The organism is Nonomuraea sp. NPDC050451, assembly GCF_044458585.1.
Genome location: NZ_JBITHZ010000012.1, coordinates 14,452 through 26,983 on the forward strand (window position 1 = coordinate 14,452; position 12,532 = coordinate 26,983).

General features: G+C 70.8%; 14 protein-coding genes. 9 read left to right on the forward strand and 5 right to left on the reverse strand.

Annotated elements, in window-relative coordinates:
- Positions 1 to 32: 32 nt before the first annotated feature.
- Positions 33 to 440: a cupin domain-containing protein gene (locus ACIBI9_RS32040; protein ID WP_397227360.1), complete on the forward strand. Its 408-nt coding sequence runs from the start codon at positions 33 to 35 to the stop codon at positions 438 to 440.
- A gap of 33 nt (positions 441 to 473) precedes the next feature.
- Here the strand turns inward: ACIBI9_RS32040 and ACIBI9_RS32045 are convergent, their stop codons facing one another.
- Positions 474 to 1,364: a helix-turn-helix transcriptional regulator gene (locus tag ACIBI9_RS32045; RefSeq protein WP_397227362.1), complete on the reverse strand. Its 891-nt coding sequence runs from the start codon at positions 1,362 to 1,364 to the stop codon at positions 474 to 476.
- Positions 1,365 to 1,511: 147 nt separating this feature from the next.
- Between ACIBI9_RS32045 and ACIBI9_RS32050 the strand changes: the two genes are divergently transcribed.
- Positions 1,512 to 2,741, forward strand: coding sequence for a multidrug effflux MFS transporter (locus tag ACIBI9_RS32050; RefSeq protein WP_397227364.1), 1,230 nt, complete (start codon positions 1,512 to 1,514; stop codon positions 2,739 to 2,741).
- 5 nt (positions 2,742 to 2,746) lie between these two features.
- Here ACIBI9_RS32050 and ACIBI9_RS32055 read toward each other — a convergent pair whose 3' ends face one another.
- Entirely contained in the window at positions 2,747 to 3,463 is a 717-nt protein-coding gene (locus tag ACIBI9_RS32055) for an NADPH-dependent F420 reductase (protein ID WP_397227366.1), read from the reverse strand.
- Between the two features lie 114 nt (positions 3,464 to 3,577).
- Here ACIBI9_RS32055 and ACIBI9_RS32060 point away from each other — a divergent pair, with 114 nt between their 5' ends.
- Entirely contained in the window at positions 3,578 to 4,198 is a 621-nt protein-coding gene (locus tag ACIBI9_RS32060) for a TetR family transcriptional regulator (RefSeq protein WP_397227368.1), read from the forward strand.
- 40 nt (positions 4,199 to 4,238) lie between these two features.
- Positions 4,239 to 5,003: an SDR family NAD(P)-dependent oxidoreductase gene (locus tag ACIBI9_RS32065; protein ID WP_397227370.1), complete on the forward strand. Its 765-nt coding sequence runs from the start codon at positions 4,239 to 4,241 to the stop codon at positions 5,001 to 5,003.
- 14 nt (positions 5,004 to 5,017) lie between these two features.
- Here ACIBI9_RS32065 and ACIBI9_RS32070 read toward each other — a convergent pair whose 3' ends face one another.
- Positions 5,018 to 6,028, reverse strand: a complete 1,011-nt coding sequence (locus tag ACIBI9_RS32070) for a LacI family DNA-binding transcriptional regulator (RefSeq protein ID WP_397227372.1) — start codon at positions 6,026 to 6,028, stop codon at positions 5,018 to 5,020.
- A 219-nt stretch (positions 6,029 to 6,247) separates the two neighbouring features.
- Here ACIBI9_RS32070 and ACIBI9_RS32075 point away from each other — a divergent pair, with 219 nt between their 5' ends.
- Genes ACIBI9_RS32075 through ACIBI9_RS32095 form a run of 5 tightly spaced genes read left to right on the forward strand, consistent with a single transcriptional unit; the run spans position 6,248 to position 10,641 of the window.
- A complete protein-coding gene (locus ACIBI9_RS32075; protein ID WP_397227374.1) occupies positions 6,248 to 7,231 on the forward strand; it encodes an ABC transporter substrate-binding protein in 984 nt (327 codons plus the stop codon).
- Positions 7,228 to 8,043 carry an ABC transporter permease gene (locus ACIBI9_RS32080; RefSeq protein WP_397227376.1) on the forward strand — a complete coding sequence of 272 codons (816 nt, stop codon included), beginning with the start codon at positions 7,228 to 7,230 and terminating at the stop codon, positions 8,041 to 8,043. Before ACIBI9_RS32075 ends, ACIBI9_RS32080 begins: the two co-directional genes overlap by 4 nt.
- Positions 8,040 to 8,834, forward strand: coding sequence for an ABC transporter ATP-binding protein (locus tag ACIBI9_RS32085; RefSeq protein ID WP_397227378.1), 795 nt, complete (start codon positions 8,040 to 8,042; stop codon positions 8,832 to 8,834). The genes ACIBI9_RS32080 and ACIBI9_RS32085 overlap by 4 nt, the downstream gene beginning before the upstream one ends.
- The gene (locus tag ACIBI9_RS32090) at positions 8,831 to 9,640 is read left to right on the forward strand and encodes an ABC transporter permease (RefSeq protein ID WP_397227380.1); all 810 of its coding nucleotides are present in this window, start codon (positions 8,831 to 8,833) and stop codon (positions 9,638 to 9,640) included. The genes ACIBI9_RS32085 and ACIBI9_RS32090 overlap by 4 nt, the downstream gene beginning before the upstream one ends.
- Positions 9,637 to 10,641, forward strand: a complete 1,005-nt coding sequence (locus tag ACIBI9_RS32095) for an amidohydrolase family protein (RefSeq protein ID WP_397227382.1) — start codon at positions 9,637 to 9,639, stop codon at positions 10,639 to 10,641. Before ACIBI9_RS32090 ends, ACIBI9_RS32095 begins: the two co-directional genes overlap by 4 nt.
- 44 nt (positions 10,642 to 10,685) lie before the next feature.
- Here the strand turns inward: ACIBI9_RS32095 and ACIBI9_RS32100 are convergent, their stop codons facing one another.
- Together ACIBI9_RS32100 and ACIBI9_RS32105 are read right to left on the reverse strand one after the other, a co-directional pair.
- Positions 10,686 to 10,934, reverse strand: a complete 249-nt coding sequence (locus ACIBI9_RS32100) for a hypothetical protein (protein ID WP_397227384.1) — start codon at positions 10,932 to 10,934, stop codon at positions 10,686 to 10,688.
- Between the two features lie 227 nt (positions 10,935 to 11,161).
- Entirely contained in the window at positions 11,162 to 12,406 is a 1,245-nt protein-coding gene (locus ACIBI9_RS32105) for a serine/threonine-protein kinase (protein ID WP_397227386.1), read from the reverse strand.
- Positions 12,407 to 12,532: the final 126 nt, after the last annotated feature.

Consider the following 12,532-nt stretch of genomic DNA (forward strand, 5'->3'; position numbering starts at 1 on the left):
GTACGCGCCCGGACCTGTCACAGGAGACATCCATGAAGATCTTGAAGCAGCCGCCGACCACCAAGCTGCCCGCCGAGTGGTTCACCGGCGACGCCTGGGCCGACGTAATCCAACGGGGCGAGGACCCCTCCCGCGCGCGGGCGAACATGGTCAGGTTCGCGCCCGGTGCCCGTACCGCCTGGCACTCGCACAGCCTGGGCCAGACGCTGTACATCGTCGAGGGCGTCGCGCTGATCCAGTCGCGCGGCGGCGAGATCATCGAGGCCCATCCCGGCGACATCGTCTACACGCCGCCGGGCGAGGAGCACTGGCACGGCGCCGCCCCGGACCGGTTCATGATCCACCTCGCGATGTGGGAAGGCGACGACGCCACCTGGCGGGAACACGTCACCGACACCGAGTACAACGGCCCGCGCGTCAGCACCCGGACCGGCTCCTGACCGTGGCACCGGCCGGGCGGCCGAAGTCCGGCGTCAATCGGCCGGTTGCGGCTGCAGGGTGGAGTCCGCCTCCTGCGAGGCGGCCCACGACGCGAGCAGGCGCAGCCCCTCCTCGGACGGCGAGCCGGGCTCGGCGGCGTAGACGGTGAGGGTGAGACCGGGTTCGGCGGCCATCTCCAGGCCCTCGTAGGCGAGGGTGAGGTCGCCGACGATGTGGTGGTGGAAGTTCTTCGTGCCGCTGCCGTGGTGGCGCACGTTGTGGGCGCCCCACCGTCTGCGGAACTCGTCGCTGCGGGTCGACAGCTCGCCGACCAGGTCGTGGAGTTCCTTGTCGTGCGGGTCGCGACCGGCCTCCGTGCGGAGGATGGCGACGCAGGTGTCGGCGGCAGGGCCCCAGTCCGGGTAGAACCGGTGGGCTCTGGGGTCGAGGAAGGTGAACCGGGCGATGTTCGCGGGGCGCTGCGGATCGGCGTAGACGTCGGCGTAGAAGGCTCGCGCGAGCCGGTTGGCGGCCAGGAGATCCATCCGGCCGTTCCGGACGAAGGCGGGGCCTTCGGTGACGGCGTCGAGGGTCCACTGCAGGCTCGGGCGCGGGGTCCACTGCTTCGCCGGACGCCGCCGGGGCCGTACGATCGCGCTCGATCTGCTTGCGGTCTGGGCCAGATTGAACAGGTGCGCACGTTCGGCCTCGTCGAGCTGGAGCGCGCGGGCGATGGCCTCCAGCACGCTGGGCGACACTCCGGCGAGGGCGCCTCGCTCGAGTTTCGAGTAGTACTCGATGCTCACGTCGGCCAGCGCGGCGACCTCGCTCCGGCGTAGTCCGGGGACCCGGCGGTTGGTCCCGGAAGGCAGCCCGGCCTGCTCCGGCGTTATCTTCGCGCGCCGCGAGACGAGGAACTCACGAACTTCCTGTCGATTGTCCACCTTTCGACCGTACGCTCCGCGGCCCCCGCGCCGGGATGCCCTGCCAGTACACCTTTCATCAAGAACTCCCTGGTCAGGAGCGGTCGGGGTGTCATGGACAACTACGCACCGGCTCGCATCGACCCCCGACAGGAATCCCAAGCCACCATGCCCCGACGCGAACAGGTCATCGGCCGCCCGCTGGCGGTCGTCCTCGGCCTGCTGACGATCTTCGGTCCGATCTCCATGGACCTCTACCTGCCCGTACTCCCCGCGCTCACCGCCGAGCTGCGGTCGGCGACGTCGGCCGCGCAGCTGACCGTCACGGCGTGCCTGCTCGGCCTGGCCCTCGGCCAGATCGTCGCCGGGCCCCTGTCCGACCGGTTCGGCCGCCGCCGCCCGCTCCTGGCCGGCGTCGTCGCCTACATCCTCACCTCGGCGCTGTGCGCCCTCAGCCCGGCCATCGAGACGCTCGTCGCCGCGCGGTTCGTCCAAGGACTCGCCGGCGGGGTGGGCATCGTGATCGCGCAGGCCGCGGGCCGCGACGTCTACTCCGGCGGCAGGCTCGTCCGGTACTACGGCCGCCTGACCGTGATCGGCGGACTCGCCGCCATCGTCGGTCCGGTGATCGGCGGGCAACTCGCCTCCGTCACCGACTGGCGGGGCATCTTCCTGTTCCTGTCCGCGGTCGGCGCGGCGATCCTGGTCGCCGCTCTCGTCGTCTTCCGTGAGACGCTGCCCCCGCCCGAGCGGGTCGCCGGCGGGCTCGCGCGGACCGGGCGCGACTTCCGCCGGCTGCTCGGCGACCGCGTGTTCCTCGGCGCCGTGCTCGTCACCGGGTTCGTGAACGCCGCGCTGTTCGCCTACCTGAGCGGCGCCACGTACGTCCTGCAGGGAATCTACGGGCTCTCCCCGCAGGGGTACTCGTTCGCGTTCGGCCTGAACTCCCTCGGGTTCATGGTCTTCGGCTTCGCCGCCGGCCGCCTCGCCGAGCGGTGGTCGGAGACGCGGACCCTGGTGATCGGGCTCGTGATGTGCCTCGTCGGCGCCGGCGGGCTGCTCGCCACCGCCGCCCTCCACCTGCCCCTGATCGCCGTGATCCTCTCGCTGTTCACGATGGTCAGCGGCGTGGCGGCCACGACCCCGCCGACCACCTCCCTCGCGCTGGCGAACTATCCCGGCATCGCCGGCACCGCCTCCTCGCTGCTCGGGCTGGCCCGTTTCGCGTTCGGCGGGCTCGCCGCGCCCCTCGTCGGCCTCGGCGGCGCCGGCGACGCCGCCCCGCTCGGGCTCGTCACCGTCGCCTCAGCAGCACTCGCCGCGACGGTCCACCTCGTGTGCATCCGGCGCCGGCCCGTCGAGGAGAGCTCGCAGCCGTACGACAGCCTCGCCGTATAAGCGCGTTACAGGACGGCCAGCTCGGCCAGCTTCCGCACCTCGTCGGCGGGCACCGGGACGCCGGGGGTGTCCAGGAACCAGCGGTACGACTCGTCGAAGTCCAGCCCCTCGGGCCGCTGCGCCGGGAAGTACGGCTGGACGTAGACGGGCGTGCCCGGCTGGATGCGCCAGCTGTCGGCGATGGTGCCGATGTCCACCGCGTCGTAGCCGAGCACGTCCAGGAGCCGCGCCACCTGCGCCTTGGCGCCTTCGTCGTCACCCGCGACGGGCAGGGCGCTGCGGTCGGGGGCGCCGGCGGGGCGGGCGAGGGTGAGCAGCCGGTGGAAGTCGATGTTGTTGAACGCCTTGACCACATGGGCCCCGGCCAGGTGCCGCTGCACCAGGGCGGTGGAGGTCAGCGTGCCGGCGGCCAGCTCCGGGATGTCGCCGTCGCGGTCGGGATAGTAGTTCATCGTGTCGATCACGGTCTTGCCGGCCAGGTCCGCGGCCGGGAGCCGGTCGTAGGCGTGCAAGGGGATGGTGGCCACCACCAGGTCGCCGGCGCGGGCGGCTTCGGCGGGCGTGGCCGCGCTCGCGTGCTCGCCGAGCTCGGCGACGAGGTCGGCGAGGGATTCCGGCCCGCGCGAGTTGCTGAGGACGACGTTCACGCCGGCGGCGACGGCGAGGCGGGCCACCGTGCCGCCGATCATGCCGCTGCCGATGAGGCCGAGAGTCTGAATCACGGGGTTATGTCTCCATTCAGGTGAATCTGTACGTCGATAGTGAAACTGAGTGTCAGGTTAGCTATATGGTCCTATCTCTGCAAGCAAGGTCCGAATTGGAGGTAGGATCGCGGAGTGATCGAAGCAGCGCGTACGAGCACGCGGGACATCGCACGGGCCGCCGTACGGGCCGAGCTGGCCCAGGTGGCTTTCGACCTGTTCATGCGCGAGGGCTTCGACAAGGTCACCATCAACGACCTGGCCGAGGCGGCCGGCGTCTCCCGCAGCACCTTCCTGCGCTACTTCGGCACCAAGGAGGACGCCGTCGTCAGCGCCCTCGACGCCCAGGGCGACAAGGTCGCCGACGCCCTGCGTGCCCGCCCCGCCGGGGAGGACGACTGGACGGCGCTGCGCCGAGCGCTGGACGCCGTCATCGAGCTCTATCACCAGGACCGCGCCGGCACCCTCGCGACGACCCGCCTCATCAGGGACACTCCCGCCCTGTGCGCGCGCCACCTGGAGAAGCAGCACTGCTGGCGCCCCGAGCTGGTCCAGGCCCTCGCCGAACGCACGGCCGCCCCCGGGTCGACGGAGCTGGCCCTGTCGGTCCGGGTGGCCGCCGCCCTCGACTGCCTGAACATCGCCGTCGACCACTGGACGGCGTCCGACGGCCGGCTCGACCTCGTCGAGCTCCTGGACGAAGCCTTCACCGCCCTCGCGCCGCCCCGAGATCAGGTCCGGGGAGCGACGGAGTAACCTGCGAGGTGAATCACGAACGCGGCTGATGGGGGCTTCGATGGCGGATCGGCTGAATGGCACCGTGGCGCTGATCACGGGAGCGTCGAGCGGCATCGGGGCCGCGGCCGGGCTGGCGCTGGCCGCCCAGGGAGCCACCGTCGCGCTGGTGGCCAGGCGGGCCGATCGCCTGGAGGAGCTGGCCGACAAGATCCGCGGCCAGGGCGGGACCGCGCTGACGCTCGTGGCCGACGTCAGTGACGAGCGGCAGGCCAAGGAGGTCGTGGAGCGCACCGCGACCGAGCTCGGACGGCTGGACACCCTGGTCAACAACGCCGGGGTGATGCTGCTCGGCCCGGCCGCCGACGCGCCGCTCGCGGAGTGGCAGCGCATGGTGGAGGTCAACGTGCTCGGCGTGCTCTACTGCGCGCACGCCGCGCTGCCGTACCTGGTACGGGCCGCCGCGGACGGCCCCCGCCAGGTGGCCGACATGGTGAACATCAGCTCGGTGGCCGGGCGGGTGGCGCGCAGCGGCAGCGGTGTCTACAACCTCACCAAGCACGGCGTGGGAGCCTTCAGCGAGTCGCTGCGCCAGGAGTTCGCCGGCCGGCACGTCCGGGTGTCGCTGGTCGAGCCGGGAGCGGTGGAAACCGAGCTGGCCGGCCACAACCGCCCGCAGATCCAGGAGCAGATCAACCAGCGGTTCTCCTCGGTGGAGCGGATGCAGGCCGAGGACATCGCCGACGCGATCAGCTACATCGTGACCAGGCCCCGGCGCGTCGCGGTCAACGAGCTGCTGATCCGCCCCACCGAGCAGGAGGGCTGACGTACGCCGCAGGGCTACGCCCGGCGGGCGGTGGTCTCCCGGGGGATGAGGCGGTGGCTCAGGATCGTCGTCGTGGCGTCGTCCGTGCCGGGGGCGGACTCGATGATGTGGCGGGCGGCCATGGCGCCCATCTCGTACAGCGGCAGGCTGACCGTGGTGAGGCCGACGAACTGCGCGACCCTGAGGTCGTCGAGGCCGGCGACGGAGATCTCGCCGGGCACGTCGATGCCCGCCTGACGTAGGGCGTTGAGCGCGCCGACGGCGGCTTCGTCGTTGGCGGCCAGGATGGCGTCGGGCAGCGGCGGGCGGGCGATGAGCCGCATGGCGGCGGCGTGCCCGGCCTCGAAGTCGAAGCCGCCCGGGAGGCACCGCGCGTTCTCGGCGAGGTCGGCGTCGCTCATGCAGGCCAGGAAGCCCTCGCGGCGCTGCCGGCTGGCGATCATGCCGGACGGGCCCTCGACGAACGCGATCCGGCGGTGGCCGAGCGAGATCAGGTGGTCGGTGATGTCGTACGCGGCGGTCCGGCTGTCGGCGGTGATGACCGGGCAGCCGATGTCGCGGACGGTGAGCGACACGGTGTGGATGCCCTGCTCCCGGGCCTGGCGCACGGCCTTGACCAGCTCCGGTGTGTGGGGGTCGTCGTCGTAGCCGCTGCCGGCGAAGATCACTCCGGCGGCGCGGTAGTCGCGCATGGTCTGCAGCCGGTTGATCTCGGTGGTGGTGCGCCGGTCGACGTTGGACAGCATGGTGACGTAGCCGGCGCGGCTGGCCACGTCGTCCACGCCGCGGGCGATGACCGAGAAGTACGGGTTGACGATGTCGCTGACCAGGACCCCCAGCAGGCGGCTGTTGCGCGAGACCAGCGCGCGGGCCAGGGCGCTGGGGGAGTAGCCGAGCTGCTCGGCGACGGCGATCACCCGGGCGCGCGTCTTGGCCGAGATGGGATGGCTGGAGCCGGTCAGCACCCGCGACGCGGTGGACACCGACACGCCGGCCGCCTTGGCGACCTCCATCAGCGAGCTCACGTATCACCCTCCCGAAGGACAACGTTTGCCTAAACGATGGCACGGTTTGCCCAGGTCGGCAATCGATTGGTGAAAACCGCCACGTAACTAACCTGCAACGCCCTCTTGACGATGTCGTGCCGCAGATCTTTAACTTGCCCGTAAGGCAGACGTTTGCCTAGCCGGTGACCTTGGCTTACACAGGGCCGAGGCCACGGGTGCGAGCTCGAAGGAGGAGCCATGCGCGCCGGGACCCATGTGAAACGGATCGCCGCCCTCGCGGTCCTGTCAGCCGTGGCCGCCTGCGGCGGCGGGGGCGCCGGCACCAACGCGGACGGGACGTCGTCGTTCACGGTGGCGGTGATCGAGCCTGACCTCACGACGGTGCCGATCCTGGCGGCCGTGGACGCCGTCCGCCAGGCGGGTCACCAGGTCAAGGTGGTCGAGCTGGCCGAGCCGGAGCTGGCCATCGAGGGGCTGGCCAAAGGCGACTACGCGATCTCGGCCGAGGCGACGAGCCCGGCGCTGATCGCCATCGAGCAGGACGCCCCCATCAAGATCATCGCCGATGTCATCGGCAACCAGTGGGCGATCTACAGCAAACCCGGGATCTCTTCCTGTGACGACCTGAGCGGGCGTCCGTTCGGCATCTTCAGCGAGGGCGCGGTGGCGACCGCGATGGCCAAGGAATGGGTGGGTGCCCAGTGCGGCGCCGGCAAGCGGCCCGATTACCTGACCATCGGCGGGTCCGATGTGCGGGCCCAGGCCCTGGTCGCGGGCCAGATCGACGCGACGCCGCTGGAGATCTCCGACGTGGCCGTCCTGGAGTCGTCGGGGAAGGAGAAGTTCACCCAGGTCGTCGACTTCGGCAAGACCCTGCCCGACCTGCACCCGCAGACCGTGTACGCCAACGCCGGGTTCCTGACCGAGCACAAGGCCGCGGCGCAGGCGTTCGTGACCGCCCTCGTCCGCGAGCACGCCAAGATCAACGCCGACCCGCGGTACCTGGTGAGCCTGGCCGCCAAGTACCTGCCGGACGAGGACACCGGCCACGTCGCCGAGATCGCCGAGCGGTACGTCAAGGCGAAGCTGTTCGACGCGCCGGCCCTGACCGAACAGAACCTCCAGGGCACCATCGACTTCTTCGTCCGGGCCGGCGTGATCAAGCAGGGCATGACCGCCAAGGACGCCGCCGACCTGTCCTTCATCAAGGCGGCCGCATGACCTCCGGACCCAGGCCCGCGCGCCGTCCAGGGGCACTGCGCCGCATCGCCGGCGCGAGCCTGCCATACCAGCTGCTGACCTTCGCCGTCTTCGCGGCCGGCTGGGAGCTGTACGCCCGCGAGTGGGGCGGGCTGCTCGTCCCCACCTTCACCGAGACGGTGGAGGCGACCGTCGAGCTGCTGGGCAGCTCGGAGCTGTGGCGCGCGATGTACGTCAGCAACCAGGCGCTGGTGCTCGGCTTCGGCATCGCCGTCGTGCTCGGCGTGCCCGCGGGCATCGTGCTCGGCCGCTTCCGGCTGCTGGAGCGCCTCACCGACGTCTACCTGAACATCCTGCTGGTCACGCCGATGGCGGCGATCATCCCGCTGCTGGTGATGTCGGTCGGGTTCGGGCTGGCCTCGCGGGTCATCCTCGTCACGATCTTCTCGATCGTGATGGTGGTGGTCAACGCCCGCGCCGGCGTACGCCAGGTGGACCCGTCGCTGATCGAGATGGCCCGCTCGTTCGGCGCGAGCGAGCGGCAGATCTGGACCCGGATCCTGCTGCCCGGCGCGCTTCCCGCGATCATGACCGGCATCCGGCTGGGCATCGGCCGGGCGGTCACCGGCATGGTGATCGTCGAGCTGCTCATGGTCTCCACCGCGCTGGGCGGGCTGATCCTCGAATACCGCGGCCTGTTCAAGGCCCCGCTGCTCTACGGCACCATCGTGATCATCCTGGCGGAGGCGCTCCTGCTGATCTCCGTCGCACGGTGGGGCGAGCGCAGGCTGACCGGCTGGGCCCACACCATCACCGCAAGGAGCGCTGGATGATCGAGATCCGTGGATTGAGCAAGAGTTTCGTCGGCCAGGACTCCCGCCCGGTCGACGCGCTGCGCGAGGTGAACCTCGACGTCGCCGAGAACGAGTTCCTGACCGTGCTCGGGCCGAGCGGCTGCGGCAAGACCACGCTGCTGAAGGCCATCGCCGGGCTCATCCCCTGGAACGACGGCGACATCATCGTCGACGGCACCCCCGTACGCGGCCCGGGCCCCGACCGCGCCATGGTCTTCCAGAACTTCGCGCTGCTGCCGTGGGCGACCGTGCTGGAGAACGTCACCTTCGGGCTGCGCCTGCGCGGCGTCGGCCGGGCCGAACGCGAGGAGCGCGCCCGTTCGCTGATCGCCATGGTGGGGCTGTCCGGGTTCGAGACCAAGCGGCCCGGCGAGCTGTCCGGCGGCATGCAGCAGCGCGTCGGCATCGCCCGCGCCCTGGCCGTGCGGCCGCGGGTGCTGCTCATGGACGAGCCGTTCGGCGCCGTCGACGAGCAGACCCGCCGCCTGCTGCAGGAAGAGCTGCTGTCGATCTGGGAGGAGCACCGGATGACCGTCGTGTTCATCACCCACAGCATGGAGGAGGCGGTGCTGCTCGGCGACCGCGTCGTGCTGATGAGCGCCCGCCCCGGCCGCATCGCCGAGATCGTCCCGGTTCCGCTGGAACGGCCCCGCTCCAGCGACGTCGGCGCCCTCGAACGGTCCGGCCAGTACGTCGAGATCACCGCGTACCTGTGGGACCGGCTGCGCGACATGCACGAGGAGCACCGCCCGGCGAAGGCGGCCGGATGAGCGTCCTCGCCCAGCGGCGCGCGGCCCGCGCGCCCCGGCAGCTGTCCTGGCGGCGCCTGCCGGCCGCCCCCGTCAGCCTGGCCGTCGGCGCGGCCGCCTGGGAGCTGATCGGCCACCTGGCCGGCGGATCGTTCTTCCCCCCGCTCAGCACGGTCCTGGCCCGTCTCGCCGACATGACCGCCGGCGGCCTGATCGTCACCAGCCTCGGCGACAGCCTCGTCAACCTGGCCCTCGGCTTCGCGATCTCGCTGGTCGCGGGCCTGCTGACCGGCGTGGCCATGGGCCGCTACCGCAAGGTCGAGGCCGCGCTGGGCGTCTACGTCTACGCCCTGCTCACCGCCCCGTCACTGGTCTTCGCGCCGATCTTCTTCTCCCTGCTGGGGGAGGGGCGCGGCTCGATCGTCGCCGTGGTGGTGATGTACGCGATGTTCGTCATCATCATCAACACCGCCTCGGCCATCCAGTCCGTGCCCGCCCATCTGGTCGAGATGGCCCGGTCCTACGGCGCGAGCGAGGGCCAGGTGCTGCTGCGCGTCATGCTCCCGGCGGCCGCCCCCATGATCATGGCCGGGGTACGGCTCGGCGTCGGCCGCGCCGTCACCGGCATGATCAACGGCGAGATGTTCATCGCCGTCGTCGGCCTGGGCCGCATCGTCACCCAGGCCGGCGGCCGGTTCGACAGCGCGAGCGTGCTCGCCGTGCTCCTGGTCATCATCGCCGTCGCGCTCGGCGCCGTCGCCCTGGTCCAGGCCGTCGACCGGCGCATCACCCGCTGGGTCCCGAAGACGACAAGAGGAGATCGATGAAGGTCGACGCCTACAGCCACATCCTGCCCGCCCGCTACTTCGAGCGCATGCGCGAGCTCGCCACCGACCCCGGCGCGCTCAAGCGCTGGCTGGAACTGCCCGCGCTGCACGACCTCGACGCCCGGTTGCGGATGATGGACGAGTTCGGCGACGGCTACCAGCAGGTGCTCACCCTGTCCTCGCCGCCCATCGAACTGCTCGCCGGGCCGGCCGAGTCCGCGGCCCTGGCCCGGCTGGCCAACGAGTCGATGCTGGAGCTGTGCGAGAAGCACCCCGACCGGTTCCCGGCCTTCGTCGCCTCCCTGCCGATGAACAACCCCGACGCCGCCCTGGACGAGCTGGCCCACGCCATCGACGAGCTCGGCGCGCGCGGCGTGCAGGTCTTCACCAACGTCAACGGCCGCCCCCTGGACGATCCGGCCTTCCAGGCCGTCTTCGACGAGATGGCCCGCCGCGACCTGCCCATCTGGATGCACCCCACGCGCAGCGCCGCCTTCTCCGACTACGCCACCGAGGAGCGCTCCAGGTACGAGATCTGGTGGGCGCTGGGCTGGCCGTACGAGACCAGCGCCGCCATGGCCCGCCTGGTCTTCTCCGGCCTGTTCGAACGCCACCCCGACATCAAGATCATCACTCATCACATGGGAGCCATGATCCCCTACCTTGAGGGCCGCATCGGGCTGGGCTGGAGCGACCAGCTCGGCAGCCGCACGGCCGGCGAGGACTATCGCGATCTGCTGCCGCGCCGGCCGCTGGACTACTTCCGCCGCTTCTACGCCGACACCGCGCTGTCCGGCTCGGCCATCGGCACCCGTTGCGGCCTGGACTTCTTCGGCGCCGACCACGTCCTGTTCGGCTCCGACTGCCCCTTCGACCCCGAAGGCGGCCCCATGTACATCCGCGAGACCATCCGGGTCATCGATGCCCTCGACGTCACGGACGCCGCCCGCGAGCAGATCTACCACCTCAACATCCGGCGCCTGATGCGGCAGCCGGACTGACCGGGAAGAACGCGCCACGCACTGGCGGCGTGCCCACGGGTCCGTCACCGCTGCCCCGGCCCGAGCAGCACCTCGGCGACCCTCTTCCAGCTCTCGCCGAGGCTGAAGGCGCCGGGGTCGAGCAGCCAGTGCGTCTGGAGGCCGTCGAGCACGGCGAGGACGCGGCGTACGAAGCCCTCGTCCTCGCCGGTGATCGCCCCATGATCTACCAGCAATCGCGCGAACCTGGCGGGGCGTTCACGCAAGTTCTCGGTGCCGGAGATCGTCTTCGGCGCGGTCGAGCGGGGATACACGGTCGCGGCCGATCAGCGGTACTACACGATGCGCTGGACAGGCGCGGAAGGGAAAGCGAGCGAGTGACCGCTCGCGTACGACCTGTACCGGCCGGCACGCGCGGTCGCCAACGTCGAGCTGCCCTTGGCGATGCACTCGTCGAACGCCGACTACTACGGCGTGTGGGGGCAGATGACCGATCAGTACCTCCTCCGGTTCGCTCGGCTGGTCCTTCCCGATAACCGGTTCATCCGGCCGTCCAGGTGAACTTGTTCGACACGACTCGTTCCCCGTCCGGCCCTTCGGCGACGATCCACACCTTCTGGCCGGTCGCGCTGCACGGGAAGCGGTCGTGCGTGTGCTGCTCGCCCTTCTCGTCGGTGGTGAACGTCGCTCCAGGGTTGAACGCCCCCCAATTGTCGGCGTACGGCCGGAAGACATACTTCGTGTTCGGCTTGAGGCCGGTGGCCCGGAACTCGACGAAGGCGCAGTTCTTCCGGCAACTGCCGTAGGTCGTCGAGGGGCCTTTGGATGCGACGATCCTCGCCTTTTCGCTGGGACTGGGCGAGTTGGACGTCGCGGGCGGCGAAATCGGCAGGGGAGCGGTGGGACGGTCGTCGCGGTCGGCGAGCCAGAGCGTCCCGGTCGCGGCCAGCGCCAGGGCGGCGGCGCCCGCGGAGAGCGCCTGCCACCGGCGCCCGGCGACATTGCGGGTCCTCCGCCACCGCGAGGGCGGGTCGGCGATGTCGCGCAGCGCGTCGCGGGCTCCGGTGGCGGTCGGCCGCTTGCCGGGCTCGCTCCGGAGCATCGCCGTCAGCACCGGCCGCAGCGGCCCGATCTCCGCGCTCAGCTCGATGACGCCGTGGTGCGTCGCCCATCCCACGATCCGCCGGTCGTCGTCCGGCACGCGCTCGTCTCCTTCGCCCTGCGCCCAGGGGCGAGGGGGGTTCCCGGCGACCAACGTGTAGACGGTGGCGCCGAGCGAGAACACGTCGGAGGCCGTATCCGGGCGGCCCCCGATGAGCTCGGGCCCGGCGTAGTCGGGCGTGTAGGAGATCGGGCGGTCGGGAGAGATCGTCTCCACGCCGCCGAGCCGCCGCGCGGCGTCGAAGTCGGTCAGTTTCGCCGCCCCTTCGGCGTCCATGACGATGTTGGCGGGCTTCACGTCGCAGTGGATCAGACCCTTGCGGTGCAGCGCCGTCAGGGCGTCGGCGATCTGCGCGCCGATCCGGGCCGCCTCCTGGGGGGAGAATCTCCTGTCCGACAGGCTGCCGTTCGGCACCCGTTCCATGACCAGCCACGTGCCGGCCCGAGGGCCGTCGTCAACGGTCAGGACGTCGTGAACGGTGACGATGTGGGGATGGACGAGCTTGGCGAAAGCGCGGGCCTCGCCCGAATGGGTGCGCTTGAGCACAACGGGGAGCTTCAGCTTCTCGTCGTAGGCGAAGAGCACCTCGCCCTTGCCTTCGGCGACGGTCGCTCCCTGCTCCACCTGGAATCGCGCGCCAAGTCCTTCATCTCCGTTCAGCCGCAATTCGTCCGCCTCCACAGTGACTGGCGTGTGCTCGTACCGGGGCGAAGCATCCCAGATTTCACACACCATCGTCACACGCGGTAG

Coding starts and splice junctions, on each gene's coding strand:
- ACIBI9_RS32065 (WP_397227370.1), top strand. CDS start 4,239: ATGGCGGATCGGCTGAATGGCACCGTGGCGCTGATCACGGGAGCGTCG.
- ACIBI9_RS32080 (WP_397227376.1), top strand. CDS start 7,228: ATGACCTCCGGACCCAGGCCCGCGCGCCGTCCAGGGGCACTGCGCCGC.
- ACIBI9_RS32095 (WP_397227382.1), top strand. CDS start 9,637: ATGAAGGTCGACGCCTACAGCCACATCCTGCCCGCCCGCTACTTCGAG.
- ACIBI9_RS32075 (WP_397227374.1), top strand. CDS start 6,248: ATGCGCGCCGGGACCCATGTGAAACGGATCGCCGCCCTCGCGGTCCTG.
- ACIBI9_RS32085 (WP_397227378.1), top strand. CDS start 8,040: ATGATCGAGATCCGTGGATTGAGCAAGAGTTTCGTCGGCCAGGACTCC.
- ACIBI9_RS32090 (WP_397227380.1), top strand. CDS start 8,831: ATGAGCGTCCTCGCCCAGCGGCGCGCGGCCCGCGCGCCCCGGCAGCTG.
- ACIBI9_RS32050 (WP_397227364.1), top strand. CDS start 1,512: ATGCCCCGACGCGAACAGGTCATCGGCCGCCCGCTGGCGGTCGTCCTC.
- ACIBI9_RS32040 (WP_397227360.1), top strand. CDS start 33: ATGAAGATCTTGAAGCAGCCGCCGACCACCAAGCTGCCCGCCGAGTGG.